Annotated in this window: 2 protein-coding genes and 1 pseudogene; all 3 read left to right on the top strand. The window is 68.1% G+C overall.

The window, feature by feature from the left end:
• A pseudogene (locus RMP08_RS04200) lies at positions 1-350 on the top strand (hypothetical protein); the annotation flags it as partial.
• A 228-nt stretch (positions 351-578) separates the two neighbouring features.
• A complete protein-coding gene (locus tag RMP08_RS04195) occupies positions 579-974 on the top strand; it encodes a hypothetical protein (RefSeq protein WP_310467736.1) in 396 nt (131 codons plus the stop codon).
• 116 nt (positions 975-1090) lie between these two features.
• Positions 1091-4143 (top strand): M10 family metallopeptidase C-terminal domain-containing protein (locus RMP08_RS04190; protein ID WP_310467735.1); only part of this gene is annotated, 3053 nt, incomplete at its 3' end.

Genomic DNA, 4143 nt, shown 5'->3' with positions numbered 1-4143 from the left:
CCGGCAACGACACGCTGACCGGCGGCACCGGCGCCGACCGCTTCCTCTTCAACGGCGTGCTCAACGGCACCACCAACCGCGACACCATCACCGACTTCTCGGTGATCGACGACACCATCGTGCTCGACCAGACGATCTTCGGTGCGCTGCCGGCGAGCGGTGCGCTGGCGCTGGCGGCGTTCCGCGCCGGGACCGTGGCGGGCGATGCCGACGACCGCATCATCTACGACGCCGCGACCGGGCGGATCTACTACGACGCCGACGGCAACGGCGCCGCCGCGCAGGTGCTGTTCGCGCAGGTCGCGATCGGCACCGCACTGACCAACGCGGATTTCCTCCTGGTGCCGTAAGGCGGCGCGCCCGCTGCCGCGAGGCCGCGAGCCCGGAACCGAGTCCGCCCGCGCCGCGGCGGGGCCTTGATTGGCGTGTCCGGTCAAGCCGGCGCCGGCGATGGCGCGCGCCGGCGCCCAAGCTTCAGCGTGCATTCATCCAATTCGAGGCAAAATTCCACGAATTGCCAATGACTTGGCGCCGCCGTGCGGATAGCAACGGCGGCCGAGGCTTGCCGGGAGTGGACAATGGGTAGAATGCTTGCAGCCGCCGTCTGTGCCGCGGCGACGATCTCGAGCGGAAGCGCCTGCGCCATGCCACCGGCTTCGGCCACAGCCACCTCTACACCTGCTGCGGCGGCATTCGCCCGCTGCACCGTTGCCGGCGCCGAAAAGCTGCCGGCCGAGCTCGGCGGGGCGGATGGCGTGTGCCGCGCGATCGGGCGCGCCGCGGGTGCCGCTGCGGGCGGCGCGGCGGTCGACCTCCGCGTCATGAGCCCGCACAGCCTCGGCGCGACGGTGACCACCGGGGACGGCCGCAAGCTCGCCGAGCAGCAAGTGTCGACCTCGGACCGGCAGCTTCATCGCGGGTCGTTGATCCTGCTCGGCACCGCGCTCGCCGCGCAACTTGGCGCAACGCGATAAAAAGTCTGATAGCGAGCGGATTAACCACGGATATTCATCGAGTTACGCGTCAATTGGCGTAATTTACGGGTTCACTGGGCGGGCATTGCCGGCCGACGATTTGATGGAGTGCGGACGTGCCTGATTATGTTCCAGCAAGCACGGCGACGACGGCGGGCATCGCGGTTGGTGGCAGCGTTGGCGGCGTCCTCGAGACCGCCGGCGATCACGACTGGTATCGCATCACGCTGGCGCCGGGGCAGTCGGTCACCATCCTGCTGTCGGGCACCGGCGCAACTCCGGTCACCGACCCCTATCTCTATTTGCGCGACGCCTCGGGCAACATCATCACCGAGGACGACGATGGCGGCGCCGGGCTCGGCTCGCGGATCATCTTCACGTCCGAGACCGGCGGCACCTTCTACATCGACGCCGGATCGTACGACAATGCGTATACCGGCAATTTCGAGCTGTCGGTCAGCAACTACGTGGCGCCGGTGCTGTCGGTGTACACCAACGACCAGATCGCCGACTGGCTGACCGCGGGTTTCTGGGGCGGGTCCGAGCACCGCTTCAACGTCACCCAGGGCGGCACCATCACCGTCAACCTGACCGCCTTGACCGCCGCGGGGCAGAACCTCGCCACCAACGCTCTGGCGCTGTGGTCGGACATCATCGGCATCACCTTCGCCCCGGTAGCGACGGGCGGCATGATCGTGTTCGACGACGACGAGGAAGGCGCGTTCGCCGATGCCGTCCATTCGGGCGGCATTACCTCGTCGGCGACCGTCAACGTGTCGACCGACTGGCTGGTCGACAACGGCACCGCGCTCAACAGCTACTCGTTCCAGACCTACATCCACGAGATTGGCCACGCGCTCGGCCTCGGCCACGGCGGCGACTATAACGGCGATGCCAGCTACGCCGTCGACGCGATGTACCTCAACGACAGCTGGGCGACGACCGTGATGTCCTACTTCGACCAGTCGGAGAACAGCTATTTCAGCAATTTGGGCTTCACCCGCGACCTCGCGCTGACACCGATGATGGCCGACATCGTCGCGATCCAGTCGCTGTACGGCGCGGCGACCACCACGCGCACCGGCAACACCACCTACGGCTTCAACTCGACCGCCAACCGCTCGATCTTCAACGCCACCCAAAACGGCGCGCTGACCAACGCCTTTGCCTACGTCGTGGTCGACAATGGCGGCAGCGACACGCTCGACTATTCGGGTTACGCCAACAACCAGCTGATCGACCTCAACCCCGAGACATTCTCCAATGTCGGCAACGGGGTCGGCAATGTCAGCATCGCGCGCGGCACGATCATCGAAAACGCCATCGGCGGCAGCGGCAACGACACGCTGGTCGGCAATGCCGCCAACAACGTCCTCAATGGCGGCGGCGGGACCGACACCGCATCCTATGCCGCTGCGGCTGCGGCGGTCACCGTCGATCTCGCCAATCTCGCGGCGCAAAATACCATCGGCGCGGGCAGCGACACGCTCGGCGGTTTCGAGAACCTTGCGGGCTCGGCCTTCAACGACACGCTGGGCGGCAATGCCGCGGCCAACACTGTCACTGGCGGCTCGGGCAACGACACGCTGACCGGCGCCGCGGGCAATGACGCCGTGAACGGGGACGCGGGGGACGACGTTCTCGAAGGTGGGGCCGGGGACGATGTCCTCAACGGCGGTGCCGGGAACGACACGGCGTCCTACGCGGCGAGCACTGCCGCGGTCACCGTCAGCCTCGCGCTCGGCGCGCAGAACACCGGCGGCGCCGGCACCGACACGCTGGTTGCGATCGAGCATGTCAGCGGCTCGGCGTTCAACGACACGCTGACCGGCAACGGCGGCGCCAACACGCTGTCGGGCAACGCCGGTAATGACACCCTCATTGGCGGCGCCGGCGCGGACAGCATGGCGGGCGGGGCGGGCAACGACTGGTTTTACGTCGATGCCGCCGCGGACGCGATCGTCGAGGCTGCGGGCGGCGGAACCGACCGCGTCCTCAGCGCGGTTACGTATGCCTTGAACGCCGGCAGCGCGGTCGAGCTGGTCACCACCACCAACGCCGCCGGCACCGGCGCCCTCAACCTCACCGGCAACGAGTTTGCCCAGACCATCGCCGGCAACGCCGGCGCCAACATCCTCGACGGGCGCGGCGGCGCCGACACGCTGATCGGCTACGGCGGCAATGATTCCTACTTCGTCGATCATGCCGCGGATGCCGTCACCGAAGCCGCCTCAGCGGGCACCGACCGCGTGCTGGCCGCGGTCAGCTACGCCCTTGCGGCGGGCGCCAATGTCGAGGTCCTGACCACCACTTTCACCGCCGGAACCACCGCGATCAACCTCACCGGCAATGCCCTCGCCCAGACCATCCACGGCAATGCCGGCGTCAATACCTTGAACGGCGGCGGCGGCGCCGACACGCTGGTCGGCTTCGCGGGCAACGATTTTTATCATGTCGACACCGCCGCCGACATCGTCACCGAGGCGGCCGGCGGCGGCGTCGACCGCGTGTTCACGACGGTCAGCTACACGCTGAACGCCTCGACCCAGGTCGAAATCCTCAGCGCGTCGGTGGCAGCGGCGACCACCGCGATCAACCTGACCGGCAACGGCTTTGCCCAGACCCTGACCGGCAACGCCGGCGCCAACATCCTCAACGGCGCGGGCGGGGCAGACCAGATGGTCGGCTACGGCGGGGACGACTGGTTCTATGTCGACAATGCGGCGGACAGCATTGTCGAAGCGGCGTCGGGCGGGACCGCCGATCGCGTGCTGGCGTCGACCAGCTACACCCTCAATGCCGGGGCCCATGTCGAAATCCTCACCACCACCAACACCGCGGGCAGCGCGGCCCTCAACCTCTCGGGCAATGACCTGGGCCAGAGGATCGTCGGCAACGCCGGTGCCAACCAGCTTGCCGGCGGCGGCGGCAACGATGTCCTGACCGGCGCCGGCGGCGCGGACAGCTTCCGCTTCGACAGCCTGCTCAACGCGGCGAGCAACGTCGACAGCATCACCGACTTCGCGGCGGTCGACGACAGCATCGCGCTCGACCAGTCGGTGTTTGCGGCGCTGCCCGCGAGCGGCACGCTCAGCGCCGCGGCGTTCCACGCCGGCACCGCGGCGGCCGACGCCGACCACCGCATCGTCTACGACAGCGCGACCGGGCG

Source organism: Sphingomonas sp. (assembly GCF_031426035.1).
In the GTDB taxonomy this organism is placed as follows: Bacteria; Pseudomonadota; Alphaproteobacteria; order Sphingomonadales; family Sphingomonadaceae; genus Sphingomicrobium.
This window is presented reverse-complemented; position numbering and strand designations above follow the sequence as displayed.

What these genes read in the sequence shown, in the direction of transcription:
- RMP08_RS04195 (WP_310467736.1), top strand. Translation starts at nt 579, where the DNA reads ATGGGTAGAATGCTTGCAGCCGCCGTCTGTGCCGCGGCGACGATCTCG.